This is a genomic window from Aureimonas sp. N4 (assembly GCF_001463925.1).
GTDB classification, from domain to species: Bacteria; Pseudomonadota; Alphaproteobacteria; order Rhizobiales; family Rhizobiaceae; genus Aureimonas; species Aureimonas ureilytica_A.
In genome coordinates, this window is the sequence record NZ_BBWS01000037.1 from 1 (window position 1) to 16910 (window position 16910).

Below are 16910 nucleotides of genomic sequence, written 5' to 3' on the forward strand. Positions count from 1 at the left end.
CCTATCGCTCGGGCGTGGCGGCCCCCCGCCAAGCCGCTTCCTGTCCCCCGCGCCGTTCCATGCCGATCGGCCCCGTGCTTCTCGGATCGTCTTCATGCGCAAGCGCGCCATAGCGCTCGTTCTGGCTCTCGCCGCCTTCTATGGCGGCGTGAAGCTCGCCCATGCTTATCAGCGCTCGACGCTCGGCTGGGTGGCCGATGCCTGCGCCGTGAATGCGGCCCTCACGAGCCTGCCCTTTCCGTGCCTCCATGTCGGCCATCTGCCCGGCGATCTCGGAGGCTACGCCATCCTGCGCGAGCCGATCGACCGGCGGCGCACGATCCTCGTCGCGCTCAGCGCCATCAGAGGCATCGAAGACCCGCGCCTTCTCGGCCGCGACGCGCCGAACTTCTTCGAAGCGGCTTGGGCGCAGCGGCACTGGCTGCTGGATCCCGCTCAAGCCGAGCCGACGCCCTCCGGCTTCGCGCTCGGAATCAACTCCCATCGATCCCGCTCGCAGGACCGGCTTCACATCCATATGGGCTGCCTCGTGCCCAAGGCGGCGAAAGCTCTGGCCGAGGCGGCCGGGCGGCTCGGCACGGGCGGGTTCAAGCCGCTCGGCTTCACCATTCACGGCCGCAAGCTCTGGGCCATGCGGGTGGATGCCGGCGCGATCGCGGATTTCAACCCGTTCGCGATCCTGGCGGCGAAGATGCCCGGCGCGCGCACCGCGATGGGAGAGCATCTTCTGTTCGTGGTGCCCGAGCGCCTGGCGGACGGACGGCGGACCTTCGTGCTCCTGACCAATCCGGTCGGCCGGCGAACGGACACGTTCTTTCCGGTCGAGTTCATGCTGGAGCCGAACTGCCGGGGGCGCTGAGCGCTTCTCTCAGGAACGGGCCGTCTGAGGCGCGGGCCGCTTCCAGCGCTCCGCCCAGCCGGCAAACAGAAGATAGATGATCGGCGTCGTATAGAGCGTCAGCGCTTGGCTGACGAGAAGCCCACCCGCGATGGCGATGCCGAGCGGGCGGTGCAGGTCCGCGCCGGGGCCGCTGGCGACGATCAGCGGAACAGCGCCCGCGAAGGCGGCAAGCGTCGTCATGGTGATCGGGCGAAAGCGCTGGAGGCACGCTTCGAAAATCGCCTCCTGCGCCGACAGGCCCCGCAGGCGCTCGGCCTCCAGCGCGAAATCCACGAGCATGATGCCGTTCTTCTTCACGATGCCGATCAGGAGGATGATGCCGATAAAGGCGATGAGGGTGAGTTCAGTGCCGGTGATCCAAAGCGCCAGAAGCGCGCCGAGCCCGGCCGAGGGCAGGGTGGAGAGGATCGTCAGCGGATGGACGAGGCTCTCGTAGAGGATGCCGAGCACGACATAGACCGAAAGAAGCGCTACCAGGATCAGGAGCGGCTGGCTCGCGCCGGCGTTCGAGACGGCCGCATCGCCCGCAAATTCGGCATGGAGCGTGTCGGGCAGGTTCATGCCGGCGACGGCGGCGCGCACCGCCGCGTTGGCGGCCTCCAGCGTCGCGCCGTCCGCCAGATCGAAGGCGATCGTGACGGCGGGAAACTGTCCCTGATGGTTCACCCCCATCGGCGCTTCCTCGCGCTTGATATGGGCGAAGGCCGAGAGCGGCACGGGCACGCCGTGAAGGCCCGGCACCTGGATCTTCAGGACATCCTCCGGGTCGGTCGCGAAGTCCGCACCGGCTTCCAGAATGACGCGATACTGGTTCCGGTCGCCATAGATCGTGGTGATCTGACGCTGCGCGAAGGCGTTGTTGAGCGCCGAGTCCACGGCCGTCATGGCGACGCCGAGATTGGCCGCTTGCGCCCGGTCCACCTCGACGCTCGCCTGCAAGCCGTTCGGCTGGCGGTCGCTGCTGACATCGGCGAGAAGAGGCTCGGCGCGCAGGCGCTCTTGAATGCGCGGCGCCCAGGCGGTCAGCTCGGCAAAATCGGCGTCGAACAGCGTGAACTGATATTCCGAGTCCGAACTGCGCGCGCCGATCCTGATATCGCTCGGCGCATAGACCGAGCTTTCCAGCCCCGGAATGGCCCCCAGCGCCTGACGCAGCCGGTTGACGACGATCTCCGTCGGGTCGCGCTCCGCGGCGGGCTTCAACGAAATCTGCATGGAGCCGCGATTGGCCGTGCCGAACGTGCCGCCGCCGACCGAGGCCCCGACATTCTCCACAGCCGGGTCGGCATCCACTACGGCGACGGCCCGGCGCTCCAGCGCCGCCATGGCGGGAAAGGAGATGTCGCTCGCCCCTTGCGTGCTGGCGACCAGAAAGCCCGTGTCCTCGCGCGGCACGAAACCCTTGGGAACCTGGGCATACAGGAGCACCGTGAGCCCGATGCAACCGAGCGTGCTGACGACCGCCAGAAAGCGGTGATGCAGAACGCTTTTGAGCGTGCGCGCATAGAAGCCCGCCATGCGCTCCAGCCCCCGTTCCACCAGACGCGACAGAGGTCCCGGCCGATGGCCCTCGGGCGCGCGGCGCATGTGATGAGCGCAGATCATCGGCGTCAGCGTCAAGGAGACGAGCGTGGAGACGGCGATGGTGAAGGCGAGCGTCAGCGAGAAGGTGACGAGAAAGCGCCCGGTGACGCCGCCCATGAAGAAGAGCGGGATGAAGGCCGCCATGAGCGAGACGCTGATCGCGATGACGGTGAAGCCGATCTGCCGCGCGCCCTCGCGCGCCGCCTGCATGGGTGAGAGCCCTTGTTCCAGCCGGGCATGGATGTTCTCGATCATGACGATGGCATCGTCCACCACGAAGCCGCTCGCCACCGCCAGCGCCATCAGCGAGAGATTGTCGAGCGCCAGACCCGACAGGAACATGGCCGCGAAGGCACCGGCAAAGGCGAGCGGCACGGTGACGCCCGCCGCCAGCGTCGGCACGAGCGCGCGCAGAAAGGCGAAGACCACGAGCATGACCAGCGCCACCGTCATGAGCAGCGTGCGCTCCATATCCTCGACGCTGGCATGGATGGTGAGCGTGCGGTCGTGCAGGACGGCGATGTCGATGCCGGCGGGCAGGAGATCGTGCAGCTCGGGGATCAGCGCCTTCACCGCGTCCACCGTCTGCACCACATTGGCGTCCGCCGCCTTGGTGAGATTGAGGATCACGGCGGGCTTGCCGTTGAACCAAGCCTCCGAGCGGCGATTGCGCACGCCCGGCTCGACCGTGGCAATGTCCAACAGGCGCAGGGCGGTGCCGTCGGCGGCGCGCAAGAGGATCGCGCCATAATCCTCGGGCGTCGTCAGCTGCGCGTTGATGGTCAGAGCATAGCCCGAGCCCGGTCCGTCGATGGAGCCGATCGGCCCCAGCGTGTTGGCGTTGACGATGGCGTTGCGCACATCGTTGGCCGACAGGCCCAGAGCTGCGAGGCGCTGGGGATCGACGCGCACGCGCACCGCCGGCTGGTCCGCGCCGCTGACCGAGACATCGCCGACACCGTCCACCTGCGCGATGCGCTGCACGAGAATGCTGTCGGCGACATCGAACACATCGCTCGCCTTCATCGTGTCGGAGGTGAGCGCGAGCGTCAGGATCGGCGCGGCGGCCGGGTTGGCCTTGCGGATCGAGGGCAGGCCCGGCATGTCGCTCGGCAGGTCCGCGATGGCGGCGTTGATCGCGGCCTGCACGTCCCGCGCCGCGCCGTCGACGCTGCGCGACAGATCGAACTGAAGCGTGATGCCGGTGGCTCCGAGCGCGCTGGTGGAGGTCATCTCCGTGACGCCCGCGATCGCGCCGAGATGGCGTTCCAGCGGGGCCGCGACGCTTTCCGCCATGCTTTCGGGGTCCGCCCCGGGCCTGCTGGCGCTGACGCGGATGGTCGGCAGGTCCACCGCCGGCAGGCTCGCCACGGGCAGGACGTGGTAGGCGACGAGCCCGACCAGGATCAGGCCGAGCGCCAGAAGCGTCGTGCCGATCGGCCGGTCGATGAACGGGTCGGACAGTCTCACGCCGCTGTGCCCTCGACCGCCGCGCCGCGCGGGGCGAAGCGGCGCTTCAGCCCGTCCAGCGCGAGATAGATGACCGGGGTCGTGTAGAGCGTCAGAAGCTGGCTGAGGACGAGGCCGCCGATGATGGAAATGCCCAGCGGCACGCGCAGCTCCGAGCCCGCGCCTTGCGCCAAAGCCAGCGGCACCGCGCCGAAAAGGGCGGCCAGCGTCGTCATCATGATCGGACGGAAGCGCAAGGTGGCGGCCTTCAGGATCGCCTCGCGGGGCGTGAGCCCTTCGCCGCGTTCGGCCTCCAGCGCGAAGTCGATCATCATGATCGCGTTCTTCTTTACGATGCCCATGAGCAGCACGATGCCGATGAGGGCGATCAGGGAGAGGTCCTGCCCCGTCAGCATCAGCGCCAGAAGCGCGCCGACGCCCGCCGAGGGCAGGGTGGAAAGGATCGTGATCGGATGCACGGCGCTCTCGTAGAGAAGCCCGAGCACGATATAGATCGTGACGATGGCGGCGAGGATCAACCAGGGCTCGTTGGCGGCGGATCGCGCGAACTCCTCCGTGTCGCCGCTGGTGCGCCGGCCGATCGTGTCCGGCAGGCCGATGGCGCGCCCCGCCTTCACTACCGCCTCCAGCGCCGTGCCGAGCGATGCGCCGGGGGCGAGGTCGAAGCTGATCGTGGCGGAAGGGAACTGCTCGTCCCGGCTGACAACCAGCGGGCCGGCGGCGAAGGCGACATGGGCGATGGCTCCCAGCGGCACCATGGCCCCGCCCGTGCCCGGCAGATAGACCTGTGCCAGTGCGGCGGGGTCGCTCTGATAGCGGGGCGCGGCTTCCAGGATGACGCGGTACTGGTTGGCCTGCCCGTAGATCGTGCTGATCTGGCGTTGGCCGAAGGCGTCGTAGAGCGTGTCGCTGATTTCCTGCATGGTGACGCCGAGCCGCGCGGCGGCCTCGCGGTCCACGTCGATGGCAAGCCGCCCGCCGCCCAGCTCCGTGTCGGAGGCGACATCGATCAGCGCCGGGTCGTCGGCGAGGCGTCGCGAGAGCTTTTCGGCCCAGCCCGCCACCTCGCCGGCATCCGCGCCCGTCAGCGTATATTGATACGCGCCTCGGCTGGCGCGCGTCGAAATCGCGATGTCGCGCTGGCTCTGGAACGTGGCGCGGATTCCGGGCAGGTCGGACAGGCTCTGGCGCAGGCGCGCGATCACGGCCTCTGCGCCGTCGCTCCGCTCGTCGCGGGGCTTGAGCACGAGGGAATAAACGGCCCGGTTCATCGTGAGATTGGCCGCGCTGGTGCCGATCGAGGCGGTGACGCTCGCCACCGCCGGATCGGCCCACAGCCGCGCGCCGACATCGGCCTCGATCCCCCGCATGGCCTCGAAGGACGTGGTGGGCTCGGCCTCCACCACGGCGCTGACGAGGCCGGTGTCCTGATCGGGCAGGAAGCCCTTGGGGATTGTCACGTAAAGCGCGACCGTGAGCGCCAGCGTCGCCCCGGTCAGAAGGAGCATGAGGGCGGGATGGCGGACAGCGATCGTCACCGAGCGACGATAGGCTTCGTTCATTCCGTCGAGGGCGCGGTCCAGCAGGCCGGTGAGGCCACCGGACATGTGTTGGGGCGCCCGCAGGATGCGCGCGCACATCATGGGCGTCAGCGTCAGCGAGACGAGGGCCGAGACCACGACGGCAATGGTGAGCGTCAGCGCGAATTCGCGGAACATACGCCCGACCAACCCGCTCATGAAGAGAAGCGGAATGAACACGGCGATCAGCGAGGCGGTGAGCGAGACGATGGTGAAGCCGATCTCGCCCGCGCCCTTCAGCGCCGCCGCCATGGGCCTCTCGCCCTCTTCAATATGCCGGGCGATGTTCTCGATCATGACGATGGCGTCGTCCACCACGAAGCCCGTGCCGATGGTGAGCGCCATCAGCGACAGATTGTCGAGGCTGAAGCCGCAGGCCCACATGACGGCAAAGCTCGCGATCAGCGACAGCGGCAGCGCGACGCCCGCGATCAGCGTGGCCGAGACCGTGCGCAGGAACAGAAACACGACGAGCACGACCAGCGCGACGCTGAGCGCCAGCGTCCATTGCACATCCCGGATCGAGGCACGGATCGTATCCGTGCGGTCGCTCACCACATCCAGCGAGGCCCCGGCGGGGAGCGCGGCGCGAAGGCGCGGCAGCGTGCGCTCGATCTCGGCGACGGTTTCGATGACGTTCGCGCCCGGCTGGCGCATGATGTCCACCACCACGGCCGGGCGGCCTTGGTAGAAGGCCCCGACGCGGCTGTTCTCCAACCCTTCTACCACGTCGGCCACATCGCTGAGATGCACCGGCGCGCCGTTGCGTGTCGCCACCGTGATGGCGCGATAGGTCGCCGCATCGTGAATCTGGTCGTTGGCCGCGAGCGAGAAGGACTGGCTCGCCCCGTCCACCACGCCCTTCGCGCCCGAGACATTGGCGTTGGAAATCGCGGTGCGCAGGTCTTCCAGCGCCAGCCCATAGGAAGCGAGGCGCGAAAGGTCCGCCTGCACCCGGATCGCCGGCTTCACCCCGCCCTGAATCCGCACGTCGCCGACACCCGACACTTCGGCAAGGCGCTGGCCCATCACCGTGTCGGCGAAGTCGCTGAGATCGCGCAAGGGGTAGGTGTCGGAATGGAGCGCCAGCGTCATGATCGGCGTCGCCGCCGGGTTCACCTTCGCATAGGTCGGCGGGTAGGGCAGCGTGCGCGGCAACCCGCCGGCCGCCGTGTTGATCGCGGCCTGCACATCCTGCGCCGCGCCATCGATGTCGCGGCCGAGCTGAAACTGAAGCGTGATCTGGCTGATGCCGAAGGCGCTGGAAGAGGTCATGGCGGCGAGCGCCGGAATCTGCCCGAGCGGGCGCTCCAGCGGCGCTGTGACGAGCGCGGCCATCGTATCGGGGTCCGCGCCGGGCAGCTGCGTCGTCACGCGGATCGTCGGAAACTCGACTTGGGGCAGGGGCGCGACGGGCAGCGAGGCGAAGCCGAGACAGCCCGCGATCAGGACGGCGATGGCCAGAAGCGTCGTGGCGATCGGCCGCTGGATGAAGGGCGTGGACAGGCTCATGGCGCGGGCGCGGCCTGGGAGCCGGGGGCGGACTCCTTCAGGTCGGCCGAGCGGGTCGGGCTCGCGCCGGACGTCGTGGCCGGTGCTCGTCCCTGCGATGCAGGGTCTGCGTCCGGCGCTTCGACGGCAGACACAATGCTTGGATCGCTCTGGGTCGAAGTGGTCTGTTCCCGGCCCTCAGCGGCCGCGCGCCGGTTTTCGGCGGGCTGGTTCTCCACCGTCCCCCCGCCTGCGGGGGTCGTATCGGCCGGCTTTGCCTCCTCGCCGCCATCCGTTGCCGGCGCGCTTCGCTCGGAGGTCTGGGGGGCGGCAGGTTCGGCTCCGCCGGGATGAGCCGGCGCAGCCGCCGGCTTCGCGCCATGCTTGCCCTTGTGGTGCTTGCCGCCCTTCGAGCCACCCTCGGTCATTGGCACGGCGAGCTTGGCGGGGTCGGCCTCTTCGGGCGAGGACACTTTCACGCTCGCCCCATCCTGAAGGCGCGAGAAGCCCGAGGTGACGACGCTTTCGCCCTCCTCCACTCCCCCCGTGACGACAGCGCGCTTGTCGTCCTGAAACCCGATCGTGAGGGGGCGCAGATGAACCTTTGCGCCGTCCGACACGACATAGGCATAGGAACCCGCCGGCCCGTGCTGCACGGCGGCGCTCGGCACTGTCAGAACGTTTCGCTGGGTTTCCACCAGTAGCCTCGTATCCACGAAGGCTCCTGGCCAAAGTGCCAGCGTGTCGTTGGGAAACTCGGCCTTGAGGCGCACGGTGCCGGTCGTCGGGTCCACCTGATTGTCCACCACGGTGAGTTCGCCCTCGGCCACCACTTGGCCTTCGCCCGACAGGGCCTCGACGCCGAGCGGCGCGGCGGCGCGCGCGATGTTGACGCGGGCGAGGTCTTGCTGCGGCACGGAGAAGACGACGGCGATCGGCCGGATCTGCGAGAGCGTGACGATGCCGCTCGCATCGCCGCTGGAGACGAGATTGCCGATATCGACGCCGCGAAGCCCGGTGCGCCCGTTGATCGGCGCGGTGATCACGGTGTAGGAGAGCTGCGCCTCCGCCGCCTCGACCGCCGCCGCGTCGGCGGCGACCTGCGCGCGGTTCTGCTCCACTAGCGCGCGCTGGTTGCCCAGGAGCTGCTCGGTCATCGCGCCCGAGCGCACCAGCCGTTCGTCTCGCTGCAATTCCAGCTCGGCATTGACCAGAACCGCCTGATCCTGCGCCTTCTTGGCCAGCGCCTGATCGCGCTGGGCCTTGTAGAGCGCGTCGTCCAACCGGGCGATCGGGTCGCCCTTCTTCAGGTCCTGGCCCTCGCGGAAGTCGATCTCGGTGAGTTTGCCGGAGACCTGGGCGCGCACGGTCACGGAGTTCAGCGGCTTGGCCGTTCCGACGCCCGTGACATAGACCGGCACGTCGGCCCGCGTGACGGGCGCAGCGACCACCGGCACGGAGCGGTCGCGCAAGACCTCTGCGTTCGGACCTTGCCCATGGCCGCCGAACTGCGCCGGCAGGAGCGTCAGCGCCTGCGGCAGCCAGAGCGCGCGCTCGGCATAGGCCCCCGCGCCGGCCGCGATCAGACCTGCGACAACAACGAACTTTCCGCCTGCGCCCATGGCCGCACCGCCCCAACCCCACGCGCAGACTCGCGATGCCTCCTCCTAAACAGAGGAAGGTGACGGGACATCCGGTGGGAGCCGCGCCCGCGCATTAAATCTTGGATAGGAAGGGGCGGGCTTCGGGGGAGGAAAGCCCTCTTACTCGACCAGCCCGAGAATGGGGCCGTATCCGCCATGCCCCGAAACGTCGTTTCGCCCGAGGGCCGGCGCATAAAGACCCGAGCCGCGACCGCCGTCGAGAAACAAGGCGTTGGGGCAGGCGAGGTGGTCGCGGAACAGGCGCGCGAATTCGTCGAAATTGACGTCGGTCTCGCTGATCGCGAAGCGAACCTCACCCTTCTCGCAGACGCCGACCCCGCTGCGCCGGGTGCGGGAGTCGGAATTCGGGATGAAAGCCGGATGCAACCGACCCTCGATCACCAGCATCGGACCGGACTGGGTGGCGAAACGCGCCTCCGGCCGTGTCTTCAGGAATTCCGCTGTCGGCAGAATGCCCGCCCCGGCCTTGCCGAGATAAAAGACGCCATTGGGTTGCTTGTAGAAATTCGGGACTTCGCCCGGCGGGCGATCCATCGTGACCGTATCGGCGGGATGCAGCTCCGCGCCCTCCTCGATATGGAGGCCGACCGGCGCATAGTCGGTGTCGTACATGCCGGCATTCATCGCGAAGGCGAGCTTTTGGCCCTTCGCGTCCAGCGCGCGCGCCAAAGCGTCGAAGCGACCATAGGGCACCCCCGACGCGTCCCGCCAGAACAGGCGCAGGTCTGATGTCGCGGGATCGATGGTGCAGACGATGGCGTCCCGCCCCTCGAAACTATCACGCTGGCAGGGTTCGGCTCTCGCGGCATGGCCGAGGAAAAGGAGCGCCACGAAAGCCAGCCCGGCAGCGTGAACCCTTGCCCGGATCGTTCTCATGGGTCTGCCTTTCCGCATCGCCGGCCGCCTGATGCCGCCGTCGATGCAGCGCTAGCGAAATCCCGCCTGCCGGGCAAATGGGCGCTGGCCGCCTGTCCCGTCAGACGACCTTGCCGCGTGCGGCGACCGGCCAGCTTTCGATCCGGCCATCCTCCAGTTTGACATGAACCGCATCCACCATGTTGGTGACGACGCAGACATGGTTGGGGACGATCCGCAGGCGATCGCCGACCGCGAGCCCGATCGGCCCGTCCGAGACCACGCGGCCATGCTCCTCCGACAATTGGTCGATCGCCAGATCGGGCCGGCCGAGCACCGCGCCGTGCCCGGTCAGGCCGAGAAGATCGGATGTCAGAACCTTGGAGCCCGCATCGATGATCGCCCGGTTGGGGGTCGGCACCGACACCACGGTCGCGAGCACCGTCAGCGCGCAATCGTCCAGGGTCGCGACGCCGCGCGCCACCAGCGAGCGGTCGTTGTAGACATAGGTTCCCGGCCGGTACTCGGTGAGAACGCCATCGGTGCGCGCCTGCCAGATGTCGGGCGAGCCGCCGGAGGTGACGCGCGCCACCGTCATGCCTTCGGCCTCGATCAGCGCCTTGGCGGCACGCAGGAACTCGGCCGCTTCGCCCGCCTTGCCGGCGGCGGGATAGGTCATCAGCCCCTCGAAAACGAGGCCGGGCGCGGCGGCGATCCGCCGGGCCAGATCGCGCGCGGCTTCCGGCGAGGCGACGCCGCAGCGCTGGCCGCCCGTGTCGCATTCCACCAGCACATCAAGCGGCTCGGCCGCATCCGCGAAGCCGGCCGAGAGACCCGACACCACCGACTCGCTGTCGGCCACCACGGCGACGCGCACGCGCCCGGCCAATGCGCGCAGGCGGGCGACCTTGGCCGCGCCGACGATGTTGTAGGTGATCAGCACATCGCGAATGGACGGGTCGCCCGCGACCATGGCCTCCGCCTCGCTCACCTTCTGGCAGGTGATGCCGACCGCGCCTTGTTCGATCTGAAGGCGGGCGAGCTGCGGCAGCTTGTGCGTCTTGATGTGCGGGCGCGCCGCGAGGCCGGCTGCATCGGCATGGGCCTGGAAGCGGGCGACATTGGCCCGCGCAATCGCGAGATCCACGACGACGGCAGGCGTTTCGAGGGCGTCGAGCGGCGACACGGTCATGTGAAAGTCTCCCGGGGAAAGCCGATTGACAAGTCGTGCCCCATGTCACCCTATGGGTCAATCCGAAATTTCAGACTAGTGTCCGATATAACGGACAAATAAGGGGACAGAACTGATGAGCCTCACTCGCTATGGCGGCGGCGGCAAGGGCGCGGGCGGACAGCCGCTGCCCTTCGCGCGGGCAGTGGAAGCCGATGGCTGGCTTTACGTCTCGGGGCAGGTCGCCATGGAGAACGGTGAGATCGTGCCAGGCGGCATCGTCGAGCAGACGCACAAGACCATGGCGAACGTCATCGCCATCCTGACCGAGGCCGGATACGGGCTGGAGGATGTCGTGCGTGTCGGCGTCTGGCTGGACGATCCCCGCGACTTCTGGAGCTTCAACGGCGTCTACGCCCAGTATTTCAAGGACCACCCGCCGGCCCGCGCCTGCGTCCAGTCCTCCATGATGGTGGATTGCAAGGTCGAGATCGACTGCATCGCCTACAAGAAGAAGTAGAGGCCGGTGGACAAGCTCGCGGAGGACGAAGCCAAGACCGGAGCGCGCTCGCGCGGGCTGGATCGCGCGCTCGATATTCTCGACGCGCTCGCTAGCGCCCGCCGGCCCCTGCGGGCGGGTGAGATCGCGGCCCTTCTGGGCGCGCCACGCTCCTCCGTCTACGAGCTGACCGCGCTGCTTCTCAAGCGCGGCTTTCTCGAAAACGCCGAGGATGGCCGGCTCTTCCTCGGCGAGAAGCTTTATCTTCTGGGCTCGGCCTATTCCGCCGTGTCCGGCCGTCAGGTCGCGGTCGCTGGCGCGCTCAAGCGCATCGTGGACGAGACGGGCGAAACCGCGCAGTTCTGCCGGCTGGATGGCAATCGCTATTATGTCGGCGCGCAGCGCGAGGGCTCGCGCCCGTTCCGCATCTCCACTGATATCGGCGAGCGCGTACCGCTGACCTGGACCGCCTCGGGCCGCCTTCTGGTGGATCATCTCTCGCGCGACGAGATTCTGGCCTTTCTGGCCGAGGGCGATTTCGCCCTGCCGAACGGCGTCCCGATCGATCGGGAGCGCTTTCTGGCCGAGGTCGAAGGGGCGCGCGCCGCAGGCCATTTCACCTTCGACAGCGCGCTCGACAGCTACACCCATTGCTTCGCCGTGCCGGTTCGCCAGCCGGACGGCAAGGCCACAGCCACGCTCTGCATCGTCGCCCCGCGCGAGGACGCGCGCCGCAACCATGCCGCCTATCTGGACAGTCTCAAGGGCGCGGCCCGCGCGCTCGCCCCCCATTTCGCCGAGAGTCGATAGATCATGCGCATCTTCACCGCCTCGCTCGCCACGGAAACCAACACGTTTTCGCCGGTGCCGACCGATCTGGATTCCTTCAAGGCCGCCTTCTACGCGGGGCCGGGCGAGCATCCCGACACGCCGACACTCTGCTCCTCGCCGGTGCCGATCCTTCGGCGGCGCGGCCGGGCGGAAGGCTTCACCGTGATCGAGGGCACGTCCTGCTGGGCCGAGCCCGCCGGCCTGATCCAGCGCCAGACCTACGAGACGCTGCGCGATACGATCCTCGCCGAGCTTCAAGCCGCGCTGCCGGTGGACGGCGTGGTGCTCGGCCTGCACGGCGCGATGGTGGCGCAGGGCTATGACGACCCCGAAGGCGATTTCCTGTCCCGCGTGCGCGCGCTCGTCGGCGAGGATGTGGTGGTCGCCGCCGAGTTCGACCCGCATTCGCATCTGACCGCGTTGCGGGTTGCGCAACTCGACCTTATGGCGGCCTTCTTGGAATTTCCGCATACGGATTTCGAGGAGCGCGGCGAGCATGTCGTGGACCTCGCGCTGCGCACGATCCGCGGCGAGATCAAGCCCGTCATCTCGACCTTCGACTGCCGGATGATCACGATCTATCCGACGAGCCGCGAGCCGATGCGCTCCTTCGTGGATCGGCTGAAGGTGCTGGAAGGCGTGGACGGGGTTCTGTCCGTCTCGGTGATCCACGGCTTCATGGCCGGCGATGTGCCGGATATGGGCACGCGCATCGTGGTGGTGACCGATGACAGACGCGAGGCGGGCGACCGGCTGGCCGAAAAGCTCGGACACGAACTCTACGCGCTGCGCCGTGATGCCGCGATGCCGATGTTGGACACCGAAGCCGGCCTCGACCGCGCGCTGGCCATCCGCGCCGAGCGCCCGGACAAGCCCGTCGTCATCGCCGATGTCTGGGACAATCCGGGCGGGGGCGTCGCGGGGGATTCCACCTCCATCCTGCGCCGCATTCTGGAGCGCGGGATCGACCGGGTGGCCGTCGCCACGATCTGGGACCCGGTGGCCGTGTCCTTCTGCCATGCGGCGGGCGAGGGGGCCGAGATCGAGCTGCGCTTCGGCGGCAAGTCCTCCCACCATGGCGGCGAGCCGCTGGATGCGCGGGTGCGCGTCCTTCGCGTCGAAACCTCGGGTTGGCAGAGCTTTCGCAACAGCCGCGTCACGCTCGGCCGCGCGGCCGTGATCCGGATCGTGGGGACCGAGATCGACATCGTGCTGATCACCAGCCGGACGCAGACCTACGAACCGACGATCTTCTCCAATATGGGCGTCGATTTCGCGGGGAAGGACATCCTTCTCGTGAAGTCCACCAACCATTTCCATGCGGGCTTCGTGCCGGTGGCCTCCGAGATCCTCTATGTCGCGGCCCCGACCAGCTACCCGACCGATCCCGCCACCACGCCCTATCGCAAGGCGAGCCACGGCCTCTGGCCGCGCGTGCCCGATCCGCTCGGCCTCGACGCCTGAGCGCGCCCGACGACCCCCGAACCCAGCACGACAGGAGCCAAGCCATGACGAAAATGCTTCTTGCCGCCGGCCTCGCCGCCCTCATGGCGGGAACGAGCGGTGTCGCCCTTGCGCAGTCCGGCAACGGCGTCTTGACCGTCGCGACTATCGGCGAGCCGCCGACGCTCGACGCCATGCAGACGCCGACCGACATCGTGCTGACCATCACCCAGCATATGTTCGAGACGCTCTATACCTATGACGACAAGTGGCAGCCAAGCCCGCTTCTGGCCGCCGCCATGCCGGAGATCTCGCAGGACGGCCTGACCTATCGCATCCCGCTGCGGCAGGGTGTGACCTTCCATGACGGATCGGCCTTCGATTCCGCCGATGTAGTCGCCTCGCTCAAACGCTGGATGGAGATCAACTCCAAGGGCCGGCAGGTCGCGCAGGTGATCGAATCCGTCGCGGCCGACGGCGATCAGACCGTGGTGATCAAGCTGAAGTCGCGCTATTCGCCGCTTCTGGCGACGCTGAGCCAGGGCTGGGCGCCGATCTTCCCCTCCGAAAAGCTCGGCGGCGAGCTGAAGGAGTTCATCGGCACCGGCCCCTACAAACTGCAGGAGCGCCGTCCCGACCAGTACACCCAGCTCGTGCGCTTCGACGGCTACAAGTCGCCCGAGGGCGAGCCCTCCAACTATGCCGGCCGCCGCGAGGCCATCGCGGGCGAAGTGCGCTTCGTGCCGGTACCCGATGCCAATACGCGCGTCGAGGGGCTTCTGTCGGGCCAGTACGATTATGCCGACGCCCTGCCGGTCAGCGCCTATGAGCGCGTCGAGGGCGCGTCCAACGTCAAGCCGGTGATCTTCGAGAATGCCGGCTGGACTTCGCTGAACATGAACATGGCGGAAGGGCCGCTCACCTCCAAGCCGCTGCGCCAGGCCGTGCAGACCGCGCTGAACCCGAGCGACATGATGCTCGCCGCCTTCTCGGACGAGCGCTTCTTCTCGGTCGACGGCGCGTTCTATCCCGAGGGCTTCTTCTGGCACACGGAAGACGGCGTGACGCGCTATGGCGAGGGCGACCCGGAAGCGGCCGCCAAGCTGATGAAGGAGGCCGGCTACGACGGCAAGCCGATCCGCATCCTGACCAGCCGCCAATACGAGTTCCACTACAAGACCGGCGAAGTCGCGAAAGCCTATCTGGAGGCGGCGGGCTTCAAGGTCGATCTGCAGGTCGTGGACTGGGCAACGCTGACGACCCGGCGCGCCGACAAGGGCCAGTGGGACATCTTCATCACCCATTCCAACTTCCCCGGCGATCCGACCACGCTGAACACGATCACCGACACCTATCCCGGCTGGTACACGTCCGACGCCAAGACGAAAGCCGTCGGCGCCTTCCTGAACGCGGTGTCGAACGACGATCGGCTGGCCGCCTGGAAGACGATCCAGACCACGATCTACGACGACGCCCCGCTGGTGAAGGTCGGCAATTTCAACGCGCTGGGCGGCTTGGCCAACGGCGTGTCGGGCTATCAGGCGGCCTATTGGCCCCGCTTCTGGAACGTCACGCCCAAGAGCTGACCTTTCACAGAGGATAGGAGAAACGCGATGTCCCGAGTGCTCTCAGCCCTTCTGAAGCGGGCGGGCGGCATGGTGGTGGTGCTGGCGCTGGTCGTCACCGTCGTCTTCGTGATCGTCCGGGTGACGCCCGGCGACCCCGCCGCCGTGATGCTGGGTTCGGACGCGACGCCCGAGGACATCGCGGCCCTGCGCGAGAGGCTGGGGCTCAACGCGCCCCTCCTCGAACAATATGGACGTTTCGTCTTCGACGTGGCGCGCGGCGATCTCGGCCAGTCGATTTTTCTCGGCCAGCCCGTCACCACGGCGCTCGCCGCGCGCGCCGAGCCGACCTTCTTCCTCACGCTCTTCTCGATCCTGATCGCGGTCGCCATCGCTCTGCCGGTCGGCATTCTCTCGGCGGTCAAGCGCGGAACGGCCTTCGACCAGATCGTCGTCGGCGTCACGATGATCGCGGCGAGCGTGCCGAGCTTCTGGCTCGGCCTGATCCTGATCCAGACCTTCGCCGTGTCGCTCGGCTGGTTTCCCGCCTCCGGCTATGGCGGGCCGGGCACGCCCTTTCTGGAACGCCTGCACCATCTCGTTCTGCCGGCGGTGGCGCTCGGCGTCGTCAATTCCGCCCTGATCACCCGCTTCACCCGCGCCGCCATGCTCGACGTTCTCGGCGAAGATTACGTGCGCACCGCGCGCGCCAAGGGGGCGGGGCCGGGGCGCGTCGTGCTCAAACACGCGCTGAAGAACGCGCTGATCCCGATCATCACCGTGATCGGCCTGTCGATCGCGCTGCTGGTCGCCGGCGCGGTGGTGACGGAAACCGTGTTCGGCCTGCCGGGCGTCGGCAACCTCGTGGTGCAGGCGGTGCTGCGGCGCGACTATCCGGTGATCCAGGGCGCGCTGCTCGTCGTCGCGGCGATCTACGTTCTCATCAATTTCGCGGTGGACATGCTCTATCTCGCGGTCGATCCGAGGGTGCGCACGTGACGCTTCTCGCCTTCTCGTCCCCCTTCGCCAAGGGCCTGCGCCGCTTCGTGGGCAACCGCGCCATCCTGATCGGCGTCGTGATCCTGACGCTGGTGGTGGTGCTCGCCGCCTTCGCGCCCCTCGTCGCGCCCTATGCGCCCAACAAGCTTTCCATCGTCAGCCGGCTTCAACCGCCGTCGGGAGCGCATCTCTTCGGCACGGACGAGTTCGGCCGCGACATCTTCTCCCGCGCCATCTATGCCGGTCGCGTCTCGCTCGGCGTGTCGCTGGGGGTCGTGGCGATCGCCACGGTTCTCGGCGTCTTTCTCGGCCTGATCGCGGGTTATTTCCGCCCGCTCGACGCGCCGATCTCGCGCCTTCTCGACGCGATGATGTCCTTTCCCGACATTCTCCTCGCCATCGCGCTGGTCGCCGCGCTCGGGCCTTCGCTGGTCAATGTCGTGCTGGCGCTGGGGATCACCTATGCGCCGCGTCTGGCCCGCATCGTGCGCGGCTCGACGCTGGTCCTGCGCGAGCTGCCCTATATCGAGGCCGCCGTGGCGCTCGGCCTGCCGACCTGGCAGATCCTCTTGCGGCATGTCCTTCTGAACCTCGCCTCGCCCATTCTGGTGCAGGCGACCTTCATCTTCGCCGCCGCCATGCTGGCGGAAGCCAGCCTCTCGTTCCTCGGCGTCGGCGCGTCCTCCGACATGCCGACCTGGGGCACCATGCTGGCCTCGGGCCGCGAATACATGAACAAGGCGCCCTGGCTCATGCTGTTTCCGGGCCTTGCCATCGTCTTCGCCGTTCTGTCGCTGCAACTCGTGGGGGACGGGTTGCGCGATCTCGTCGATCCGCGCCTGGCCAAAGAGGCTTGA

General features: G+C 68.0%; 12 protein-coding genes. 7 read left to right on the plus strand and 5 right to left on the minus strand.

Features of this window, described 5'->3' with window-relative positions; all coding sequences use genetic code 11:
- Nucleotides 1-859 (plus strand): CDP-diacylglycerol diphosphatase (locus tag AUL28_RS11160; protein ID WP_210168748.1); only part of this gene is annotated, 859 nt, incomplete at its 5' end.
- A 9-nt stretch (nt 860-868) separates the two neighbouring features.
- On the opposite strand, the gene AUL28_RS11165 is transcribed toward AUL28_RS11160, so the two are convergent.
- The 5 genes from AUL28_RS11165 to AUL28_RS11185 all read right to left on the minus strand — a co-directional run bounded on the left by AUL28_RS11165 (nt 869) and on the right by AUL28_RS11185 (nt 10737).
- Entirely contained in the window at nt 869-3955 is a 3087-nt protein-coding gene (locus tag AUL28_RS11165) for an efflux RND transporter permease subunit (protein WP_062232469.1), read from the minus strand.
- Entirely contained in the window at nt 3952-7047 is a 3096-nt protein-coding gene (locus tag AUL28_RS11170; RefSeq protein WP_062232478.1) for an efflux RND transporter permease subunit, read from the minus strand. The genes AUL28_RS11165 and AUL28_RS11170 overlap by 4 nt, the downstream gene beginning before the upstream one ends.
- Nucleotides 7044-8648, minus strand: coding sequence for an efflux RND transporter periplasmic adaptor subunit (locus AUL28_RS11175; protein WP_082640405.1), 1605 nt, complete (start codon nt 8646-8648; stop codon nt 7044-7046). The genes AUL28_RS11170 and AUL28_RS11175 overlap by 4 nt, the downstream gene beginning before the upstream one ends.
- Before the next feature lie 141 nt (nt 8649-8789).
- Nucleotides 8790-9566 carry a phosphodiester glycosidase family protein gene (locus AUL28_RS11180; RefSeq protein WP_062232479.1) on the minus strand — a complete coding sequence of 259 codons (777 nt, stop codon included), beginning with the start codon at nt 9564-9566 and terminating at the stop codon, nt 8790-8792.
- Nucleotides 9567-9666: 100 nt separating this feature from the next.
- The gene (locus AUL28_RS11185; protein ID WP_062232481.1) at nt 9667-10737 is read right to left on the minus strand and encodes an alanine racemase; all 1071 of its coding nucleotides are present in this window, start codon (nt 10735-10737) and stop codon (nt 9667-9669) included.
- Between the two features lie 115 nt (nt 10738-10852).
- On the opposite strand from AUL28_RS11185, the gene AUL28_RS11190 reads away from it, so the two are divergent.
- Genes AUL28_RS11190 through AUL28_RS11215 form a run of 6 tightly spaced genes read left to right on the plus strand, consistent with a single transcriptional unit; the run spans nt 10853 to nt 16910 of the window.
- A complete protein-coding gene (locus tag AUL28_RS11190) occupies nt 10853-11236 on the plus strand; it encodes a RidA family protein (protein ID WP_058636186.1) in 384 nt (127 codons plus the stop codon).
- A 6-nt stretch (nt 11237-11242) separates the two neighbouring features.
- Nucleotides 11243-12025 (plus strand): IclR family transcriptional regulator, encoded by a 783-nt coding sequence (locus AUL28_RS11195; protein WP_062232483.1) that lies wholly within the window; start codon nt 11243-11245, stop codon nt 12023-12025.
- Between the two features lie 3 nt (nt 12026-12028).
- Nucleotides 12029-13510 carry a M81 family metallopeptidase gene (locus AUL28_RS11200; RefSeq protein ID WP_062232484.1) on the plus strand — a complete coding sequence of 494 codons (1482 nt, stop codon included), beginning with the start codon at nt 12029-12031 and terminating at the stop codon, nt 13508-13510.
- A gap of 44 nt (nt 13511-13554) precedes the next feature.
- Nucleotides 13555-15075: an ABC transporter substrate-binding protein gene (locus AUL28_RS11205; RefSeq protein WP_058598716.1), complete on the plus strand. Its 1521-nt coding sequence runs from the start codon at nt 13555-13557 to the stop codon at nt 15073-15075.
- 36 nt (nt 15076-15111) lie between these two features.
- Nucleotides 15112-16053: an ABC transporter permease gene (locus AUL28_RS11210; RefSeq protein ID WP_058598809.1), complete on the plus strand. Its 942-nt coding sequence runs from the start codon at nt 15112-15114 to the stop codon at nt 16051-16053.
- The gene (locus tag AUL28_RS11215; RefSeq protein WP_058598717.1) at nt 16050-16910 is read left to right on the plus strand and encodes an ABC transporter permease; all 861 of its coding nucleotides are present in this window, start codon (nt 16050-16052) and stop codon (nt 16908-16910) included. The genes AUL28_RS11210 and AUL28_RS11215 overlap by 4 nt, the downstream gene beginning before the upstream one ends.

Bases quoted from the DNA above. Each gene is read 5' to 3' on its own strand.
- AUL28_RS11170 (WP_062232478.1), bottom strand. From the start codon at position 7,047: ATGAGCCTGTCCACGCCCTTCATCCAGCGGCCGATCGCCACGACGCTT.
- AUL28_RS11175 (WP_082640405.1), bottom strand. From the start codon at position 8,648: ATGGGCGCAGGCGGAAAGTTCGTTGTTGTCGCAGGTCTGATCGCGGCC.
- AUL28_RS11180 (WP_062232479.1), bottom strand. From the start codon at position 9,566: ATGAGAACGATCCGGGCAAGGGTTCACGCTGCCGGGCTGGCTTTCGTG.
- AUL28_RS11185 (WP_062232481.1), bottom strand. From the start codon at position 10,737: ATGACCGTGTCGCCGCTCGACGCCCTCGAAACGCCTGCCGTCGTCGTG.
- AUL28_RS11190 (WP_058636186.1), top strand. From the start codon at position 10,853: ATGAGCCTCACTCGCTATGGCGGCGGCGGCAAGGGCGCGGGCGGACAG.
- AUL28_RS11200 (WP_062232484.1), top strand. From the start codon at position 12,029: ATGCGCATCTTCACCGCCTCGCTCGCCACGGAAACCAACACGTTTTCG.
- AUL28_RS11205 (WP_058598716.1), top strand. From the start codon at position 13,555: ATGACGAAAATGCTTCTTGCCGCCGGCCTCGCCGCCCTCATGGCGGGA.